The sequence below is a fragment of the Pseudomonas sp. GD04015 genome (genome assembly GCF_029837675.1).
In the GTDB taxonomy this organism is placed as follows: domain Bacteria; phylum Pseudomonadota; class Gammaproteobacteria; order Pseudomonadales; family Pseudomonadaceae; genus Aquipseudomonas; species Aquipseudomonas paralcaligenes.
This window is the reverse complement of sequence record NZ_JAOEEE010000008.1, coordinates 49546-65269: the sequence shown is the minus strand read 5'-3', so window position 1 is coordinate 65269 and position 15724 is coordinate 49546. Positions and strand designations below refer to the sequence as shown.

At 64.5% G+C, this 15724-nt stretch carries 12 protein-coding genes; all 12 read right to left on the bottom strand.

Annotated features, from left to right (window positions below; all coding sequences use genetic code 11):
- Positions 1–3 precede the first annotated feature (3 nt).
- Positions 4–1203, bottom strand: coding sequence for an FkbM family methyltransferase (locus N7640_RS09285; protein WP_279902265.1), 1200 nt, complete (start codon positions 1201–1203; stop codon positions 4–6).
- 10 nt (positions 1204–1213) lie between these two features.
- Positions 1214–3109: an N-acetylneuraminate synthase family protein gene (locus N7640_RS09280; RefSeq protein ID WP_279902266.1), complete on the bottom strand. Its 1896-nt coding sequence runs from the start codon at positions 3107–3109 to the stop codon at positions 1214–1216.
- Positions 3106–4470: a CBS domain-containing protein gene (locus N7640_RS09275; RefSeq protein ID WP_220813426.1), complete on the bottom strand. Its 1365-nt coding sequence runs from the start codon at positions 4468–4470 to the stop codon at positions 3106–3108. Before N7640_RS09275 ends, N7640_RS09280 begins: the two co-directional genes overlap by 4 nt.
- A complete protein-coding gene (locus N7640_RS09270; protein WP_279902267.1) occupies positions 4467–5159 on the bottom strand; it encodes a sugar phosphate nucleotidyltransferase in 693 nt (230 codons plus the stop codon). Before N7640_RS09270 ends, N7640_RS09275 begins: the two co-directional genes overlap by 4 nt.
- Positions 5159–6481: a lipopolysaccharide biosynthesis protein RfbH gene (gene rfbH / locus N7640_RS09265; RefSeq protein ID WP_279902268.1), complete on the bottom strand. Its 1323-nt coding sequence runs from the start codon at positions 6479–6481 to the stop codon at positions 5159–5161. The genes N7640_RS09270 and rfbH overlap by 1 nt, the downstream gene beginning before the upstream one ends.
- Complete coding sequence (gene rfbG, locus N7640_RS09260; protein ID WP_279902269.1) at positions 6478–7542, bottom strand: CDP-glucose 4,6-dehydratase; 1065 nt, start codon at positions 7540–7542, stop codon at positions 6478–6480. The genes rfbH and rfbG overlap by 4 nt, the downstream gene beginning before the upstream one ends.
- Positions 7533–8303, bottom strand: coding sequence for a glucose-1-phosphate cytidylyltransferase (rfbF, locus tag N7640_RS09255; RefSeq protein ID WP_279902270.1), 771 nt, complete (start codon positions 8301–8303; stop codon positions 7533–7535). Before rfbF ends, rfbG begins: the two co-directional genes overlap by 10 nt.
- A 327-nt stretch (positions 8304–8630) precedes the next feature.
- Positions 8631–10481 carry a SurA N-terminal domain-containing protein gene (locus N7640_RS09250; protein ID WP_279902271.1) on the bottom strand — a complete coding sequence of 617 codons (1851 nt, stop codon included), beginning with the start codon at positions 10479–10481 and terminating at the stop codon, positions 8631–8633.
- Between the two features lie 173 nt (positions 10482–10654).
- A complete protein-coding gene (gene hupB / locus N7640_RS09245; RefSeq protein WP_003087931.1) occupies positions 10655–10927 on the bottom strand; it encodes a nucleoid-associated protein HU-beta in 273 nt (90 codons plus the stop codon).
- A gap of 134 nt (positions 10928–11061) precedes the next feature.
- Positions 11062–13458, bottom strand: a complete 2397-nt coding sequence (lon, locus tag N7640_RS09240) for an endopeptidase La (protein ID WP_279902272.1) — start codon at positions 13456–13458, stop codon at positions 11062–11064.
- Between the two features lie 147 nt (positions 13459–13605).
- The gene (gene clpX, locus N7640_RS09235; protein WP_220813433.1) at positions 13606–14886 is read right to left on the bottom strand and encodes an ATP-dependent Clp protease ATP-binding subunit ClpX; all 1281 of its coding nucleotides are present in this window, start codon (positions 14884–14886) and stop codon (positions 13606–13608) included.
- A gap of 108 nt (positions 14887–14994) precedes the next feature.
- The gene (gene clpP / locus N7640_RS09230) at positions 14995–15636 is read right to left on the bottom strand and encodes an ATP-dependent Clp endopeptidase proteolytic subunit ClpP (protein ID WP_220813434.1); all 642 of its coding nucleotides are present in this window, start codon (positions 15634–15636) and stop codon (positions 14995–14997) included.
- Positions 15637–15724 lie beyond the last annotated feature (88 nt).

Below are 15724 nucleotides of genomic sequence, written 5' to 3'. Positions count from 1 at the left end.
TGACTACTCGGCAAGAGGCTGCTGGGGAAGACGCGCGGCAGGTACGGCGTAGAGGACCAGGTCCCAACCCTCGGCCAGGTGCGGGCAGAGGGTGAAGTGGTAGTCGGGGTGGTAGTCGTGCAACTGCAGCAGCACGCTCCACAGGTGGTTCTGCTCGTGGTAGACGCACACCGCGATCACCGGATGCCGCTCGGCGATCAGGCGCCGCCCGCCCGCCAGGCACTGCGGCTCGAACCCTTCGATATCGATCTTGATGAAGGTCGCCGGCGCGATCTGCGCGCTCAGGTCGTCGATGGTGGTGATCCGTACGCGCTCGCTGCCACGCCCTACCCGACTGGCGGCGCCACTGCTGTCCTCGATGAGGATTTCCCCGTTGCTGTCGCCGATGGCGAGCGGGTAGGCATGCAGGCCCCGCGCTTCGCCGCCGAGCTTTTCCAGGTTATCGCGCAGATCGGCATAGTTGGCGGGCGAAGGCTCGAACGAATGGATTTCCCGGTAGCCCCGGCCGCTCTCCAGGTATTCCGCGACCGAATCGCCATTGAACGCGCCGATGTCGTAGAGAACTTCGTCGGTGCGGTCGCTGCTGAAGTGCCCATCGAAGTAGATCGCCAGGGGCGATGCCGGCGGCAACAGATCGTGGTCGAGCGACAGCCGCCACTCGACATGGTCCACGAACAGCTGCCGCGACGCGTCGTCGCCCAGCAGGGTGAACGCACGGCGGACCTGCTCGGCCTCGGCCACCACCTTCTCCGGCAGGTCCAGGGAATAGTGCGGCAGGAAGTGCTCGGGATGACGCCAGGCCAGATGGCCGAACAGGGCGATACGGTCGAAACCCAGCGCCCTCAGCGGCTCGAGCCGCTCCGTCATGCGGTCGGTGATGTGGCCGCTCCAGATCGTGCAGATGACCGCCGGCAGCGGGCCGTCGCTCCGCTCGGCCAGCTGCGCCGGGCTCATCACCGGGATGGAATCGATCAGGGTGCCCCACGCCGCCGGGTTGTTGTCGATGAACGCCTCGGGGACGAAGCCCATCTGCTTGAGCACCGACTGGGTCTTGCGCCCCAGGTGGCTTGCGCCAAAAAGCACGAACGGACGATCCAGCCCGCCGATCAGTCGCTCCAGGGTATGCGACTGGCGATCCCGTATGGATTCCAGCGATTCGCTCAGCAAGGCGTCCAGTCGCGCACTCAAGCCCATGGTCTCCATGGCCGCTTCCTCATAGTGATTGCAAGTAGGTCAAAGCCGACCAGAAACCGGCTCCATGGTCCTTGTGCCCCTGCCAGACTTCCGGAATGAAGCTGACATGGGGGTGCTTCCTGATACGCGCCCAGGTGGCGGGCCAGTCGATATCGCCGGTGCCCATCAGCACGCCTTCGCCATTGGTGCCCTTGGCATCGGCCACGTGCAGGTGTGCCGAATGGGGCAGCAGCAACTCCAGCGCGGCCTGGAAATCGAGCCCGAAGTGGAAGCAGGTCATCTGCAGGTGCGACAGGTCGAGGCACAGGCGCAGGTCATGCTCCCGGGCCTGGGCCGCCAGCTCCTCGGGCATCATGAAGATGTTCTGGTGGCGCTGGCCGCCGAAGTGCCAGGGGAACGGTGCCATGTTCTGCGGGATCAGCTCGGTGCCGGCGAAGTCGATACGCGCGCAGGCCTCGTGGAAACGCTCGTACAGCTCCGGACGCATCGCCAGCGGCCGCGGCTCGTCGGCGGAGAAGCCGCCGATGTTGGCGACGATCAGCCGGGCATCGGCCCTGGGGAAGAACTCGCCGATCTGCAGCGTGGCCTCGACCACGCGCTGCAGGTTGTCGATGGAGCGCTGGCGATAGGCCGGATCATCCGAGGCCAGGTCCAGCAACTCGCTGTTCTCGAACAGCTCGGGGGCGTGCACGACTAGACGCGAGCAGTCCACCTCGGCCAGGAAAGGCTGCGGCTTGAGGCCGAGGTCACGGTACGACAGGTGGAACTCGTACAGGTCGGGCTCGATCCGCCGGCGGTAGTCGAGGAAGTCGTGATAGCGCACCGGCACGCCCCAGCGGATCGGCAGCGCGAAGGAAAGCGCGGCCTCCGGCTGCTGCTCGTCGAGATCGCTGTCGAAGAGAAAGTCGCCTTGGGCGATATCGCGGCTCGCGGGCTTGCCCAGCAGTTCGGGCAACCGATAAGGCGGCAGCCCCTGGCCGGGACTGGCCACGCGCAGCATGCTCTCGTCGAGGACAGTGCCCTGGGCGATGTCGCGCGACGCGATGACGCTCTTGCCGAGATTCTCCCGGTTGAGCAGCTCGCCCTGGCTGGCGTGACGCCCGGGGCCCTGCCAGGGCAGCGCCAGTTCCAGTTGCCGGATGCCCTCCACCAGTTGGCGGAACTCTTGTGGCTCCAGGCTGGCCAGGTGGTCCGGCCCCTCCATGCCGCGATCCAGGGTGATATGCCGCTCCACCAGCTTGGCGCCCAACGCGACGGCGCCGAGGGTGATCGCGATGCCGCGCTCGTGGCCCGAGTAGCCGATCAGGCCGTGCAGTTCCTGCAGCCGACGCAGGTAGCCGAGTTGGATATCGGCCTCCGGCGCCGGATAGGCACTGTTGCAATGCAGCAGGGCGAAGGGCACCCCGAGCGCGTTCAGCTGCTCGATGGCACGCACGATCTCGTGCTCGAAGGACATGCCGGTGGACAGGATCAGCGGCTTGCCAAGGCTGGCCGCCTTGGCGATCAGATAGGGATTGCAGAGATCGGCCGAGGCGATCTTCAGCGCCGCGACATCGAAACTCGCCAGGGCATCGACGCTGGGTTCGTCCCACGGCGTGCACAGGTAGCTGATGCCCTTCTCCGCGCAATAGGCGCGCAGCTGGCGGTGCTCGTCGAGGCTCAGCTCGACCTTGTCCAGCAGGTCCTGGATGTATTCGACCCCCAGGTCCTCGGCGCGCGAACCGTCGGCCTTGCGCCGATACAGCGCCTCGCGGTTGCGCAGCTGGAACTTCACGCAGTCCGCGCCGGCGTCCAGCGCCGCATCCACCAGCTGTCGGGCCAGCGCCAGCGAGCCGTTGTGATTGTTGCCCACCTCGGCGATGACGAAGACACGTTCGTCACCCACCGGAATGCCGTCTAGAAGCATGGAAGTCATTGGATTTTCATTCGCCATGAAGTGACACCGCAGGACTCGAAACGGAAGTTCTGGGTATGGCAGCCCAGCGTGCGCACCGTCTGCACCACCCGCTGCCGATGCTGCGGCTGCACGTAGAAGAGGAAGAAGCCACCGCCGCCGGCGCCCAGCAGCTTGCCGCCGAGGGAACCGGCCGCCAGGGCAGCGTCATAGATGTCGTCGAGACGACCGTGGCTGATCGCCGAGGAGAAGCGCTTCTTCAGCTGCCACGCCTCGTCCAGGCACTTGCCGAAGTCGCGCAGCTCGCCACGGATCAGGTAGCGGTGCATGCGCCGGCACAGGGTCACGCTGGCACTGAGCAGTTCGGTCTGCGACGACTCAGCCTCGATCTCCTCGCGCTGCAACTCATGCAGACGCCCCGAATCGTGGGAAATCCCCGTGTCACAGAGCACCAGGCAGGATTCCAGCTCGTTGCGGATCGCATCCTCCAGGCGGATCGGATGGACCAGGTTGCGCTGGTTCTCGAACTCGATGAGGTTGAAGCCGCCGAATGCCGAGGCGTACTGATCCTGCCAGCCGCCAGCGATGCCGAAACACAGGCGCTCCGCCTGGAAAGCCAGCTCGGCGATCTCGTAGGTGCTCCAGCGGTCCTGGCGCAGCTCGTTGAATGCCGCGATGGTGGCGGTCGTGGCCGCCGAGGAACCACCCAGCCCGGAGCCCACCGGGAAATCCGAGCGCAGGTACAGATCGAAGCCGTACTTGGGCTTGATCACCGCCACGATGGTCGCCAGCAGACTCTTGTCGGCGGCAACCAGCAGTTCCGCGATGGAGGCGTAGTGCTCCTCGTTCCCCAGGTCCTCGGAGAAGATGCGGATCTGCTCATCGTCGCGCGGCACCAGGGTGGCGTGGGCGTACAGCCCCACGGTGCAACTGAGTACCGCCGCCGGGTGGTCGATGAAGAAATAGGTCAGGTCCGCGCCGCCGCCGCAGAAGCTCATGCGCACCGGCGCGCGGGCCCGGGCCAGCACCGGCACCTCCGCACTGGCAGCCATCAGCCGGGTGTACACCTCGACCAGGCGGCCCTGCTCGTCCACACCGGGAATGGCGTTGTAGCCGAGGTCGAAGACCTTCAGCAGCTCCTCGCGCGTCGCATCGGCCTGCACCGCGCGGAACTGGCGGTTCATGCAGGCCGTGACCGGCAGATCGGTGTGCCCGCCCTGCAGCAGATGGCGGCGCACGTCGCCGTTGGTCACCACGCCGAGCAGGCGGCGATCCTCGGCGACGACGAAGGCGATCTGCAGATCGCCCGCCTCGATGCACTTGACCGCATCGAGGATGCTCTGGCCTTCGCCGATGCTGAGGGTCTGCACGAGTAAGCTCATGAGGAAGCATCCGGGTGGAATTCGTTGGCGTAGCGTTCGAGCGACTCCGGCGTACCGATGTCGATGAAGCGCCCGGCGTACTCAATGACCCTGACCGGCTGCCGTTCGAGCAAGGCCGGCAGCAGATCGTGCTCCATCGAGCAGGCATGCACGGGCACGGCAGCGAACGCCTCATGGGTGAAAGCGTAGACACCCGCGTTGATCAGGCCCTCGCCACCCTGCCCCTTTTCCCGCAGGGCGACCAGCAGGCCCGCGGCATCCAGCGCCAGGCTGCCGTAGCGGCTGCGGTCGGCGACCCGCACGGCCAGCAGCGCGTTGCCTTCGCCCTGGGCCGCCAGCCGGTAGCCTTCCGGATCGAGGAAGGTGTCGGCGTTGAGCGCCAGGTAGCGGCCATGCGGCGGCCGCTCGCGCAGGGCGTTGAGCAGGGCGCCGCCGGTGCCCAGCGGCTCGCGCTCGACCACCATTTCCAGCCTCAGTCCGGAACCGGCGGCCAATGCGTCAAGTTGTTCGGCCAACTGGTCGGCACGATAGTGGGCGCACAGCACCGCCTCGTCGATGCCGGCCTGCCCCAGCTGGCGCAGCACCCGCGCCAGGAAGGGCTCGCCATGCACAGGCACCAGCGCCTTCTGCGCGTCCGTCACGCTGCGCAGGCGCGTGCCGAAGCCGCCGCAGAGCACGTAGGCGCGCATCAGCGCAGCCTCCGCAGATAGCTTTCCAGGCTGCGCGCGGCATGCTCCAGGTGATCCTCGCCCAGGCCGGGCCAGAGGCCGATCCAGAAGGTGTCCCGCATCACCTTGTCGGTCACCGTCAGCTCGCCGGAAACCCGGTACTCGAGGCCGTGCAGGTAGGGCTGGCGGGTCAGGTTGCCGGCGAACAGCAGGCGGGTGCCGACCTTCTGTTCCTCCAGGTGGCGCAGCAGGCCGAGCCGCTCGACGCCGCAGCCATCGCGCAGGGTCAGCGGGAAGCCGAACCAGGACGGCTCGCTGCCCGGCGTGGCGTGCGGCAGGATCAGCTGATCGGCACAGCCGGCCAGGCGCTCGCTGAGCCAGGCGAAGTTGCGCCGGCGCGCAGCGATGAAGTCGTCGAGCCGGTCCATCTGCGCCAGGGCGCAGGCGGCCTGCATGTCGGTGATCTTCAGGTTGTAGCCCAGGTGCGAGTAGGTGTACTTGTGGTCGTAGCCCGCCGGCAGCTCGCCCAGCTGCCAGCCGAAGCGCTTGCCGCAGGTGTTGTCCTCGCCGGGCGCGCAGTAGCAGTCGCGGCCCCAGTCGCGGAAGGACTCGACGATGCGCTTGAGCAGCGGCGAATCGGTGAACACCGCGCCGCCCTCACCCATGGTGATGTGGTGCGCTGGGTAAAAGCTCAGGGTGCCGAGGTCGCCGAAGCCGCCGACCAGGCGTCCTTCGTAGGTCGAGCCGAGGGCGTCGCAGCAATCCTCGATCAGCCACAGGCCGTAGCGATCGCACAACTCGCGGACCACCTTGAGGTTGAAAGGGTTGCCCAGGGTATGGGCGAGCATGATGGCCTTGGTACGCGGACCGATGGCCGCCTCGATCAGGGCCGGGTCGATGTTGTAGGTGCCCAGTTCGATGTCGACGAACACCGGCACCGCGCCGAACTGCAGGATCGGGTTGACCGTCGTCGGGAAGCCGGCGGCCACGCCGATCACTTCGTCGCCCTTGCGGATCGCCCGCTCGCCCAGGCGCGGCGAGGTCAGCGCCGAGAAGGCCAGCAGGTTGGCCGAGGAGCCGGAGTTGGCGGTGAGCACGCCGCGCCGGCCGAGGTAGCGCGCCAGGCGTTTCTCGAACGCCTGGTTGAAGCGCCCGGTGGTCAGCCAGCCGTCCAGCACGGCCTCGGTCATGGCCTGCAGTTCAGGGGCGCCGATCACTTTGCCGGAAGGCGGCACCACAGCCTGGCCGGGAACGAACGGGGCTGGCGCCAGCTGCAGTTCCGCATAGCGGCCCACCAGTTCGGCTATCTGCTGGCGCAACTGCTGCGCCGTCTGCTCGCTCATGGGGTTTCGCCCTGATAGGCCGCGATCTGTGCGCGGCTGAATGTCTGCATGTCTTCGCCAGCCTGCCAGGCCCGATGCCAGTCGAGGGTCCGTGCGAGAGCCTGCTCCAGCGACCAGCGCGGTCGCCAGCCCAATTGTACGCGGGCCTTGGTGGAGTCCAGCGAGAGCAGGCCTGCCTCGTGCGGCTGCGCCGTGGCATCGATGCTCCAGCGCGCCTCGCCGGGCCAGTGCCGGGCCAGCCGCTCGACCAGTTCGCCGACACTGACCAGGCCCTCGGCATCGGGTCCGAAGTTCCAGGCCGAGGCCACGGAGTCGCCCTGCTCCACCAGCGCCTGTGCCAGGCGCAGGTAGCCGCCGAGCGGTTCCAGCACATGCTGCCAGGGCCGTACCGCCTGGGGATAACGCAGGACCGGCGACTGCTCCGCCTGCCAGGCGCGCAGGATATCGGGCAGCAGCCGGTCGGCCGACCAGTCGCCCCCTCCGAGTACGTTGCCCGCCCGGGCCGTGGCCAGGGCGATGCCGGCCTCGCGCAGGAAGGATTCGCGCCAGGAGGCGCAGAGCAGCTCGGTGCAGGCCTTGCTGCTGCTATAGGGGTCGTGTCCGCCGAGGATGTCCTGTTCGCGGTACGGCCACAGCCATTCGCGGTTCTCGTAGCACTTGTCGCTGGTCACCACCACGACGGCGCGCACCGAATCGCAACGACGCACCGCCTCGAGCAGGTTGAGCGTGCCCATGACGTTAGTCGCGTAGGTATCCGCCGGCGTCCGGTAGGACTCGCGTACCAGCGCCTGTGCGGCCAGGTGCAGGACGATCTCGGGGCGGAACTGCGCGACCGCCCGGGACAGCGTCTCGGCGTCGCGAACATCGGCCAGGGTGCCGGGCACCACATCCATCAGCCGCGCTTCCTGCCACAACGATGGCGTGGTAGCGGCGGGCAGCGAATAGCCATGGACCTGCGCCCCCAGCTCGCGCAGCCACAAGGCCAGCCAGCCCCCCTTGAAGCCGGTGTGCCCGGTGAGAAGGACCCGGCGCCCCGCCCAGAACGCCGGATTCAGCGCCATAGCTGCCATTCCGCCTCGCCGCTCTTCCAGCGCTCCTCGAGCAGAACCCGATCACGCAGGGTATCCATCGGCTGCCAGAAGCCACGGTGCAGATGGCTCATCAGCTGGCCTTCCCCGGCCAGTTGGCGCATCGGCTCGTACTCCCAGGTCGTGTCGTCCCCGTCGATATAGTCGAATACGCCAGGCTCGAGCACGAAGAATCCGCCATTGATCCAGCCGCCATCGCCCAGGGGCTTTTCCTGGAAACCGTGCACCTGCTGCCCCTGCACGTCCAAAGCCCCGTATCGCCCTGGAGGCTGCACAGCGGTCACCGTGGCCAGTTTGCCGTGGCTGCGATGGAAATCGATCAACTGCGGGATGTCGATGTTGGAGACGCCGTCGCCGTAGGTCAGGCAGAACGTCTCATCGCCGATGTAGTCGCGCACGCGCTTCAGGCGTCCGCCAGTGGCGGTGCTCTCGCCGGTATCGACCAGGGTCACGCGCCACGGCTCGGCGTGACGGTTGTGGATGTGCATGCGGTTTTCCGCCATGTCGAAGGTCACGTCGGACATGTGCAGGAAGTAGTTGGCGAAGTACTCCTTGATCACGTAGCCCTTGTAGCCCAGGCAGATCACGAAATCGTTGATACCGAAGTGGGAGTAGATCTTCATGATGTGCCAGATGATCGGCTTGCCACCTATCTCGATCATCGGCTTGGGCCGCAGGTGGGACTCCTCGCTGATGCGAGTGCCCAAGCCGCCGGCCAGAATGACTGTTTTCATGATTGTTATGCCTGGTCGTTCATGAAGGCTGACAATTTATTGACCTTTTTCCAAGTAGAGCAAAAGCCATGCCGCACTACTCGGAATAAGAACATAGCGAACTTATCCAAAGATGGCATAGCAGGCATGAATCAGCACTCCTCTCGCACTCCCTGTTTGACTGGTGCTGGAGGATTTTCATGCCGGGAAAAAGGCTATAGGTCGCAGAAGCAAAAAAGCCGACGAGAGACTCGTCGGCTTTTTCGTCCTGAGCGCGCCTTGCAGGCGAATCAGAAACGGGCTGAAACGAGCCACGGCTCGCTCCGTCCCTAAGAAAGGGATATCAGCTCAGAAGCGCTCGATATCCGCCTTTTCCTGCAGTTGCTGGCGGTAGGCGGCGAAGTCCTGCTGGCCACCACGCGAGGACAGGAAGCGGCTGTAGCTGGCCTTTTCCTCTTCGCTCAGCTCGCTCTTGGTCTGGCCGATACCGTCCAGACGCACCACCACGTAGTCGCCGTTGCCGAGGCTGACGCCCGAGTAGATCGGCTTGCCGTCTTCGCCGGGCTTGGCCATGCGGAACAGCGCCTGCAGCACTTCGGGCTCGACGCCCTCCTGGTTGCGGGTGGCAGCCTGGACCACCTTCCAGTCCTTGACGGCTGCCTTGTCCAGCTCGGCCACCATGGCCTCGCCCTCGGCCTTGGCGGCCTCACCGGCTTTCTTGCGCGCCAGGTTTTCATGAATGCCGGCGGAAACCTCTTCCAGTGGCATGAGCGCGGATTTCTTGTGCTCTTTCAGGCGCAGGACCAAGGTGGTGTCCGGGTCCAGTTCGATGGCACCGCTGTTGGCACCGTCTTCCAGCACTTCCGGGCTGAAAGCCGCCTGCACGACCTGACGGTTGGCCGCGATACCTTCGCCACCCTCGCGGCCGAACGCGCCGCTGGTCTGTACCTGCAGGCCCAGCTCCTGGGCAGGCTGGGAAAGATCGGAGGCCTCGAAGCTCGCCTCTTCCAGCTTCTTGGCGGCATCGACGAAGCGCTGCTCCACCTGCTGGGTCTTGATGTCACGCTCCAGCTTCTCCTTCAGGCTGGCGAAGCTCGGAATCTCGGGAGCCTGCACGTCCAGCAGCTTGATCAGGTGCCAGCCGAACACACTGCGCACGGGCGCCGATACCTCGCCCTTCTTCAGCTCGTAGAGGGACTTCTCGAACTCCGGGTCGTACACGCCCGGTCCCGCGAAGCCCAGATCACCACCATTGCTGGCGGAACCCGGATCCTGGGAAACCTCCTTGGCCACGGCGGCGAAGTCCTCGCCCTTCTTGATGCGCTCAGCCGCCTCTTCGAGCTTGGCCTTGGCCTGCTCTTCGTTCTGCTGGTCGTTCACCTCCACCAGTATGTGCGCCGCATGGCGCTGCTCGGCGAGGTTGACGATCTCCTTCTGATACAGCTCCTGCAGCTCGGCGTCGCTAGCCTGAGCTTCCGCGAAGAAGCGATCCTTCTTCAGCTCGACGTACTCGACCACCACCTTCTCGGTGCTCATGAACTGGTCGGCATGCTCGTCGTAATAGGCCTTCACCTCATCGTCCGTGACCTCGACAGCCTTCGGGTCCGCCGCGATGGTGTGGGTGGCGAAGTCGCGGGTCTGCCGATCCAAACGCACGAAGTCCTGCAGCTCAGGCTCGGTGACGAAATTGCTGCCGGCCAGGGTGGCCTGAAGCTGGCTCACCATCAGGTCCTCGCGCAGCCTCTCGCGGAACTGGATGCGGGTCATGCCCTGCTGGCGCAGCACCTGGTCGAAGCGGGCCGGCTCGAACTTGCCGTTGATCTGGAAAGCCGGCTCCTTGAGGATCACCTGATCCAGCGCGGCATCGGAGATGCCCATGCCGGCCTCTTGGGTGCCCTGGATGAGAAGCGTGCGTCCGATCAGATTGTCCAGAGCGGACTTGCGCAGCAGATTGTCGTCCAGCAGCGAGATATCGAAATCCTTGCCGAACTGCTGTGCCAGTTGGCGGCGCTGCATCTCCATGGCCGAGTTGAGGCTGTCCACGGTGATGTCTTGATCGTTGACCGATGCCGCGTTGCGGCTGTTGCTGGTGGACTGGATGATGGCGTCGAAGCCGGTCAGAGCCATGAGCACGACGATCACGCCGATGATGGTCTTGGCGATCCAGCCCTGGGAATTGTCCCTGATGTTCTGCAGCATGCTTCCCCCGAAACGGCTGCACTGAACAAGCAGCCATGCAGCGCGGGTGTGAATCTGGATAAAAGAAAGGCGCATCCGAGGATGCGCCTTCTCATAACTGATCTAGCGGATGGACTCCGCTTCGCATCGGCCCGGGCTCGCCCGAACCGATGAGGCAAAGGCCTGAGAGACGCTTAGTTTACGGCGTCTTTCAGAGCCTTGCCGGCCTTGAAGCCAGGAATCTTGGCAGCGGCGATCTTGATCGGCTTGCCGGTTTGCGGGTTACGGCCGGTACGAGCAGCGCGCTCTTTGACAGCGAAAGTGCCGAAGCCAACCAGCACCACAGAATCACCAGCCTTCAGAGCGCCAGTGACGGATTCGATCACTGCGTCCAGCGCGCGGCCGGCAACAGCTTTCGGGATATCAGCGGATGCGGCGATGGCATCAATCAGTTCCGACTTGTTCACTCTTAAGTCCCCTTATTTCTGTTGAGTTTGTTTCTTAGTTTTGGTGTAAGCAAAGCGGGTGCTGAAGGGCCTGCCGACACATAAGAGCCGCTTTATAACAAGGGCTCGAAAAAAGTGTCAAGGAAGCCTTCGGCCTAATGCGTGCTGATTCGCTCCTTGGAATCAGTCTCGCGAGTGTCATCCTTTGCAACCATCTCGGGAGCCGCATCGGGCAAGGGCTCCGGGGCGTATTGCAGCGCAATTTGCAGGACCTCGTCAATCCATTTAACCGGCTTAATGGTCAGGTCCTGCTTAATATTTTCCGGAATTTCCTTGAGATCGCGAACATTCTCTTCCGGGATGATCACGGTCTTGATTCCACCCCGATGGGCGGCCAGGAGTTTTTCCTTGAGACCACCGATCGCGAGCACCTGCCCCCTCAGGGTGATCTCACCGGTCATCGCCACGTCGGCCCGTACCGGAATCTGCGTCAGTGCGGACACCAGGGCAGTGCACAAACCGATGCCCGCGCTCGGACCATCCTTCGGCGTGGCGCCTTCGGGCATGTGAATGTGCACGTCGCGTTTCTCGTGGAAGTCCGGGGCGATGCCGAGGCTCTTGGCCCGGCTGCGCACGACGGTCAGCGCCGCCGTCATCGATTCGGCCATCACGTCACCCAGCGAACCGGTCTTGATCAGCTGCCCCTTGCCTGGCACCACGGCGGTCTCGATGGTCAGCAGCTCGCCGCCGACCTGGGTCCAGGCGAGCCCGGTGACCTGGCCGATCTGATCCTGCTGCTCGGCCAGGCCGAAGCGATGGCGGCGCACACCCAGGTAATGCTCGAGCGAATCGGCGGAGACCAATACCTTGATGCGCTTCTCCTTGGCGTGCTCCTTGACCACCTTGCGGCAGACCTTGGAAATCTGCCGCTCCAGGCTGCGCACGCCCGCCTCGCGGGTGTAGTAGCGGATGATGTCGCGAATCGCCGCTTCCTCGAACTCGAGTTCGCCTTTCTTCAGGCCGTTGGCCTGGACCTGCTTGGGCGTCAGGTACTTGATGGCGATGTTGACCTTCTCGTCCTCGGTGTAGCCCGGCAGGCGGATGACCTCCATGCGGTCGAGCAGCGGCCCGGGGATGTTCATGGAGTTGGCGGTGCAGATGAACATCACGTCCGAGAGGTCGTAGTCGACCTCCAGGTAATGGTCGTTGAAATTGTGGTTCTGCTCCGGGTCCAGCACCTCCAGCAGGGCCGAGGCCGGATCGCCACGCATGTCGCTGCCCATCTTGTCGATCTCGTCGAGCAGGAACAGCGGGTTGCGCACGCCGACCTTGGTCAGCTTCTGGATCAGGCGGCCGGGCATGGAGCCGATGTAGGTACGGCGATGACCACGGATCTCGGCCTCGTCGCGCACGCCGCCCAAGGCCATGCGCACGAACTTGCGGTTGGTGGCGCGGGCGATGGACTCGGCCAGCGAGGTCTTGCCCACGCCGGGCGGGCCGACCAGGCAGAGCACCGGGCCCTTGAGCTTCTTCACCCGCTTCTGCACGGCGAGGTACTCGAGGATGCGCTCCTTCACCTCTTCCAGACCGAAGTGGTCGGCCTCCAGGATGTCCTCGGCACGGGCCAGGTCCAGGCGCACCTTGCTCTCGGCCTTCCACGGCACGTTGGTCAGCCAGTCGATGTAGGAGCGCACGACCGTGGCCTCGGCCGACATCGGCGACATCTGCTTGAGCTTGTTCAGCTCGGCATTGGCCTTGGCATGGGCTTCCTTGGTCAGGCCGGCGTTCTCGATACGCTTCTTCAGCTCGTCGAGCTCGTTGTGGCCTTCGTCTATGTCGCCCAGTTCCTTCTGAATGGCCTTCATCTGCTCATTCAGGTAGTACTCGCGCTGGCTGCGCTCCATCTGCTTCTTGACCCGGCCGCGGATGCGCTTCTCGACCTGCAGCAGGTCGATTTCGGCATCCAGCAGGGCCAGCACGTGCTCAACACGCTCGGCCAAGCCGGTGATTTCGAGGATTTCCTGCTTCTGCTCGATCTTCAGCACCATGTGGGCGGCCATGGTATCCACCAGGCGCGCCGGCTCGTCGATGCTGTTCAGCGAAGACAGGACTTCGGCCGGCACCTTCTTGCCCAGCTGCACGTACTGCTCGAACTGGCTGAGCAGGCTGCGGGTGAAGACTTCCGACTCGCGCTCGGCGACCTCGGTCTCGTCGAGCAGCTGCACCTCGGCGCGGCAGTGACCGTCCACTTCGATGAATTTCTGGATGGCGCCGCGCTGCTCGCCCTCGACCAGCACCTTGACCGTGCCGTCGGGCAGCTTGAGCAGCTGCAGTACGGTGGCCACCGTGCCCATGCGGTAGAGCGCCTCCTCTCCCGGGTCGTCGTCCGCCGGGTTGCGCTGTGCCAGCAGGAGGATCTGCTTGTCGCCGGACATCGCGGCCTCCAGAGCCTCGATGGACTTCTCGCGACCGACGAACAGCGGGATGACCATGTGTGGGTAGACCACCACATCACGCAGCGGCAGGAGAGGCAATTCGATGGTTGTCTTCATGATTTCAGCTCTACGGCGGCCATTCGGCCGTAAACGGACGGGAGTACCCTTGGACCTAAGATGGGGCCGCCCCCTGGAAAAAACAAGCGAGAACGTCGGAAAAGCAAAGGGCCCCGCAGGGCCCTTTGTTTCAACGACTTGCAGACGTCATACGTCCGGCGCAGCCTTGGCCGGCGGCTCGCTGCTTTCGTAGATCAGCAGCGGCTTCGAACTGCCTTCGATCACGCTTTCGTCGATCACCACCTTGCTGACGTCGCTCTGCGAGGGAATGTCGTACATGGTGTCGAGCAAAACGCCCTCGAGGATCGAACGCAGGCCACGGGCACCGGTCTTGCGCTCCAGCGCCTTGTTGGCCACGGCCTTGAGCGCGTCGGCACGGAACTCCAGGTCCACGCCTTCCATCTCGAACAGCTTGCCGTACTGCTTGGTCAGCGCGTTCTTCGGCTCGGTGAGGATCTGCATCAGCGCCGCCTCGTCCAGCTCGTCGAGGGTGGCGATGACCGGCAGGCGGCCGACGAACTCCGGAATCAGGCCGAACTTGACCAGATCGTCCGGCTCGACCTCACGCAGCGCCTCGCCGACCCGCTTGCCCAGATCCTGGCTGCGAACCTCGGCATTGAAACCGATGCCACCCTTGGTCGAACGCGCCTGGATGACCTTCTCCAGACCGGCGAAGGCACCACCGCAGATGAACAGGATGTTGCGGGTGTCGACCTGCAGGAACTCCTGTTGCGGATGCTTGCGGCCACCCTGCGGCGGAACCGAGGCGACGGTGCCCTCGATCAGCTTGAGCAGCGCCTGCTGCACGCCCTCGCCCGACACGTCGCGGGTGATGGACGGGTTGTCCGACTTGCGCGAGATCTTGTCGATTTCGTCGATGTAGACGATGCCCATCTGGGCCTTCTCGACGTCGTAGTCGCACTTCTGCAGCAGCTTCTGGATGATGTTCTCGACGTCCTCGCCCACGTAACCGGCCTCGGTCAGGGTGGTGGCGTCGGCGATGGTGAAGGGTACGTTGAGCAGGCGCGCCAGGGTCTCGGCCAGCAGGGTCTTGCCGGAGCCGGTCGGGCCGATGAGCAGGATGTTGCTCTTGCCCAGCTCGACATCGTCTTTCTTGTCGCGCTGATTGAGGCGCTTGTAGTGGTTGTAAACGGCTACGGACAGCACCTTCTTGGCACGTTCCTGACCGATCACGTACTGATCCAGGATGCCGCTGATTTCCTTGGGCGCGGGCAACTTGTGAGCGCTGCTCTCGGCCTGGGCTTCCTGCACCTCCTCGCGGATGATGTCGTTGCACAGGTCGACGCACTCGTCGCAGATAAAGACCGAGGGGCCGGCGATCAGCTTGCGCACTTCGTGCTGGCTTTTGCCGCAGAAAGAGCAGTAGAGCAGCTTGCCGTTGTCCTCGCCGTTGCGGGTGTCAGTCATTCGATCGATCCAATACGGTAGGCATGAAACACAAGATGAAGGCAATTGCGGGCATTTTCAACCCTGCGGGACGGCCGGATATGTCCGGCCGCTACGCTGTGGCGCAGGTCATACGGCCAGTTGGCGCTTGTTCAGGACCTGGTCGATGAGGCCATACTTGACCGCTTCCTCGCCGCTCATGAAGTTGTCGCGGTCGGTATCGCGGGCGATCACGTCGATGGGCTGCTTGCAGTGGTCGGCCAGGATCTTGTTCAGGCGCTCGCGGATAGTGAGGATCTCGCGGGCGTGGATCTCGATGTCCGAGGCCTGGCCCTGGAAGCCGCCCAGCGGCTGGTGGATCATCATGCGCGAATGCGGCAGGCAGTAGCGCTTGCCGGCGGCGCCGCCAGCCAGCAGCAACGCACCCATGCTGCAGGCCTGGCCGATGCAGATGGTGGACACGTCGGGCTTGATGAACTGCATGGTGTCGTAGATCGACATGCCGGCGGTCACCGAACCGCCCGGCGAGTTGATGTACAGGTGGATGTCCTTGTCCGGGTTCTCGGCTTCGAGGAATAGCAGCTGGGCCACGACCAGGTTGGCCATGTAGTCCTCGACCTGGCCGACCAGGAAGATCACCCGCTCCTTTAGCAGACGGGAGTAGATGTCGTAGGCGCGTTCGCCGCGAGCGGACTGCTCGATCACCATCGGCACGAGGCCGCCGGCGGCTTGGATGTCAGGCATGGTGTTCATGAAAGAATGATGCGACATGTCTAGCGATCTCTCCCTAATAGTCATGTCTCTAAAGACGCATAAGCCAGCGCGAAGGCTGGCTTATGGTTGTGCTCGAACGAGGCGA

Bases quoted from the DNA above. Each gene is read 5' to 3' on its own strand.
- N7640_RS09285 (WP_279902265.1), bottom strand. From the start codon at position 1,203: ATGGAGACCATGGGCTTGAGTGCGCGACTGGACGCCTTGCTGAGCGAA.
- N7640_RS09280 (WP_279902266.1), bottom strand. From the start codon at position 3,109: ATGACTTCCATGCTTCTAGACGGCATTCCGGTGGGTGACGAACGTGTC.
- N7640_RS09275 (WP_220813426.1), bottom strand. From the start codon at position 4,470: ATGAGCTTACTCGTGCAGACCCTCAGCATCGGCGAAGGCCAGAGCATC.
- N7640_RS09270 (WP_279902267.1), bottom strand. From the start codon at position 5,159: ATGCGCGCCTACGTGCTCTGCGGCGGCTTCGGCACGCGCCTGCGCAGC.
- rfbH (WP_279902268.1), bottom strand. From the start codon at position 6,481: ATGAGCGAGCAGACGGCGCAGCAGTTGCGCCAGCAGATAGCCGAACTG.
- rfbG (WP_279902269.1), bottom strand. From the start codon at position 7,542: ATGGCGCTGAATCCGGCGTTCTGGGCGGGGCGCCGGGTCCTTCTCACC.
- rfbF (WP_279902270.1), bottom strand. From the start codon at position 8,303: ATGAAAACAGTCATTCTGGCCGGCGGCTTGGGCACTCGCATCAGCGAG.
- N7640_RS09250 (WP_279902271.1), bottom strand. From the start codon at position 10,481: ATGCTGCAGAACATCAGGGACAATTCCCAGGGCTGGATCGCCAAGACC.
- lon (WP_279902272.1), bottom strand. From the start codon at position 13,458: ATGAAGACAACCATCGAATTGCCTCTCCTGCCGCTGCGTGATGTGGTG.
- clpX (WP_220813433.1), bottom strand. From the start codon at position 14,886: ATGACTGACACCCGCAACGGCGAGGACAACGGCAAGCTGCTCTACTGC.
- clpP (WP_220813434.1), bottom strand. From the start codon at position 15,636: ATGTCGCATCATTCTTTCATGAACACCATGCCTGACATCCAAGCCGCC.